Origin of the sequence: Methylobacterium sp. WL6, from assembly GCF_008040095.1 — a bacterium.
GTDB lineage: Bacteria > Pseudomonadota > Alphaproteobacteria > Rhizobiales > Beijerinckiaceae > Methylobacterium.
Genome location: NZ_VRVH01000407.1, coordinates 1 through 3,265, shown reverse-complemented (window position 1 = coordinate 3,265; position 3,265 = coordinate 1). Strand labels below are relative to the sequence as shown.

At 63.3% G+C, this 3,265-nt stretch carries 1 protein-coding gene and 1 pseudogene; one reads left to right on the top strand and one right to left on the bottom strand.

The genetic code is table 11. From position 1 onward, the window contains the following. Positions 1-1,944 (bottom strand): glycosyl hydrolase (locus FV230_RS26365; RefSeq protein WP_187275634.1); only part of this gene is annotated, 1,944 nt, incomplete at its 3' end. 232 nt (positions 1,945-2,176) lie between these two features. On the opposite strand from FV230_RS26365, the pseudogene FV230_RS26360 reads away from it, so the two are divergent. Continuing rightward, positions 2,177-3,002 (top strand): annotated as a pseudogene (locus FV230_RS26360) (IS5 family transposase). The last annotated feature ends 263 nt before the right edge of the window (positions 3,003-3,265 follow it).

Below are 3,265 nucleotides of genomic sequence, written 5' to 3'. Positions count from 1 at the left end.
CGCAGCACCCGCGTTGCCGGCGGCGTCGACGACGCTCACCGTCACCGTCCCGGCGCCGATCGGGGTGGCGACAGCGGCGGTAAAGCTGGTGCCGCTGACGCTGGCCAGGGTGTCGACACCGTTGAGGCTGACCACGACCTGGTCGCCCGCGCCGAGTGCCGCGCTGAGCGTACCCGTGACCGGCATGGTCGCCGATTGCGCCTCGGTGGCGTCGATGATCCCGTCGCCGGCGAGGTGGACGAGGCTCGCCTTGGCGAGCGGCGCGACGGTATCGGCCACGATGGTCGTGCCGGTGACTGACCTGGTGGTTCCATCCGAACCTGTGACCACGAGGCTGGACCCAACCGAGCCGTTGAAGCCCGACAGGTCGACTGCACCCAGGCCGTTGGCTGCGATCGTGGCCGTCTTGACGTAGGTCCCGTCCGTGAAGGTGGCGACCGCCGTCTCGGTCAGGCCGAGGCTGGCGACGCGGAAAGCTACAGCCTTCGCTTCGACAGCGTTGACGACGTGGTCGGTCGTGTCGTTGACAACCAGAGTGGTCACCGGGGCCGCGGTCATGTAGGCGGCGCTGGCCGCAGCACCCGCGTTGCCGGCGGCGTCGACGACGCTCACCGTCACCGTCCCGGCGCCGATCGGGGTGGCGACAGCGGCGGTAAAGCTGGTGCCGCTGACGCTGGCCAGGGTGTCGACACCGTTGAGGCTGACCACGACCTGGTCGCCCGCGCCGAGTGCCGCGCTGAGCGTACCCGTGACCGGCATGGTCGCCGATTGCGCCTCGGTGGCGTCGATGATCCCGTCGCCGGCGACGTGGACGAGGCTCGCCTTGGCGAGCGGCGCGACGGTATCGGCCACGATGGTCGTGCCGGTGACTGACCTGGTGGTTCCATCCGAACCTGTGACCACGAGGCTGGACCCAACCGAGCCGTTGAAGCCCGACAGGTCGACTGCACCCAGGCCGTTGGCTGCGATCGTGGCCGTCTTGACGTAGGTCCCGTCCGTGAAGGTGGCGACCGCCGTCTCGGTCAGGCCGAGGCTGGCGACGCGGAAAGCTACAGCCTTCGCTTCGACAGCGTTGACGACGTGGTCGGCCGTGTCATTGACAACCAGAGTGGAGAGCGGGACTTGACTCGGTGTGGTCGCCCCTACAGGCCCACCGAAATCCTTGATGAAGGCTGCGTCAGCCGCGGGATACAATCCCGTGTCGAGCCGACTGCTGTAGCCGTCGTCTCCATAGTTCCAGTAGCTCTGATACAGCGCCTTATGCTGCGCGAACCACGCTGCGGCTTTATCGAAGTATAGGGCGGCGTCCGGTGAATTGGCGCCCCATTCCGAGTAGGCGATGGGCTTGCCGTGTGCCGCTGCGAAGTCTGCCTGCCATTGCAGACCACCGGACTGATTGACCATCCAATCCCAAACCTGGGCCGGGTCGGTTCCCATCCAAGTGTTGTTCCAGTAGAAATCCATTCCGATGACATCGACGTATTTGTCGCCGGGATAAGCATCCGCAGGATGCTGAAACCAGTCATTGCCGACGTTCGGCGTCCACTCGAACTTGAAGCGGTCCGAGACGGAACGAAAAGTGTCTACGAACTGCTGCCATGCTCCGATGTAAGATTGTTCGTGCCCCTGCGCCGACCAGGGGAACCATGTGCCATTCATCTCCCAGCCGGTCCTGATATAAATCGGTCCGTCGCCGTACGATGAGTCCGCTATGGCTTGAGCGGCCTTCAGGTAATGATCGTTATAAGCGCCCAGTGCAGCGCTATCGAGGTTCCCGTCGTACCAGGTCGTAAGAGGAACAGACCAATGAACGTCTCGGATGGCATTTTTCCAGAGACTGGTGGCCCAAGGTATTGAGCTGTCAAACTCAGCCCAGCTGTTTTGATTTAAAAACATTTCCACAAAATCGACTGGCTTTCCAAGCCAGTTCTCGAAATGATCCACGTCACTAGGTGAATTACCAACGTATACACCTAATCCAGTCATATGACTTTCTCAATGAGATTCTCGGGATTTGTCCGCGTAGTTACTAATTAAGCCGCTATTAAGTTGCATTCGAAAGGGTGTCATTATGCCGCAGTTTTTCTTAGAGCCCGTCCGATAACGTCCGGCAGGGGGTGAGTGGCCGGGATGGCGGTGATTCCAGAAGGGTGCCGAAGCCTGACCTGGAAGTGCCATGTGGACCCCGACCACTCGTCGGCAGCATCGCCGCGCCAACCTGCGCTACGAAACCGACCTGACGCATGGCGAGTGGGCCGTGATCGCGCCGCTGATGCCGGAGCCGGCCTCGTGCGGTCGTCCGCCTGTTTGGACGATGCGAAAAATCCTGAACGCCATCCTCTACGTGCTGCGCGGCGGCATCGCGTGGCGGATGATCCTGAAGGACCTGCCTCCGCGCAGCACGACGTTTGGCTACTTTGCGCGCTGGCGCGACGACGGCCTGTTCGGCCGGATCAACCATCACCTCGTCATGGCGGACCGCGAGCGGGTCGGTCGGTCGAAGGGCCTCGCCCACCGCCACAGTGCTTGATAGCCCGAGCGTGAAGACCACCGAGAGCGGAGGGCCGCGCGGCTACAACGCCGGAAAGCAGATCAAGGGCCGTACAAGGGCCGTAAGCGTTAGGCCCTGGTCGACACGGACGGACGCGCTCTCGTCCTCGACCCACAGCCCGCCGACGTGCAGGATCGCGATGGGGCCGGACCGGTGCTGCGCCTGTCGCGGCGGACCTTCCCGTTCATCGCCAAGGCCTTCGCCGATGCAGGCTATGCCGGCGACAGGCCCGCGACCGCAACGATCATCACCGTCGACATCGTGCGCAAACCCAAGGATCAGGTCGGCTTTGCCATGCGCCCGCGCAGATGGGTGGTCGAACGCTTCTTTGGCTATCAGCCGCAACCGCCGCCTTTGGAAAGACCCGGAGGCGACCCTCGCCTCAGCCCAGGCCTTCCTCTACGCCGCCGCCGTCATGATCCTCGTCCGAAGGCTCGGCCGAGCATCATGACTTACCAGACGGACTCTGAGGCCTACGCGCCTTCAGGTTGCGCAAGTGTGCAGTGCAGGCGCATTATCGCGCCCTTCATAATTGTGGGTCGTAGAAAGATGATGGGGAGGCACAGCGGTTCGGCAGAACTCACGGAGGCCCTGGCGTCCTGCCGGACGGCGTTCGCCGGCGTCGCGGTGATGAGCGGCGTGGTGAACGTGCTGTACCTCACCGGCTCGTTCTTCATGCTGGAGGTCTACGACCGGGTGATCCCGAGCCGTTCG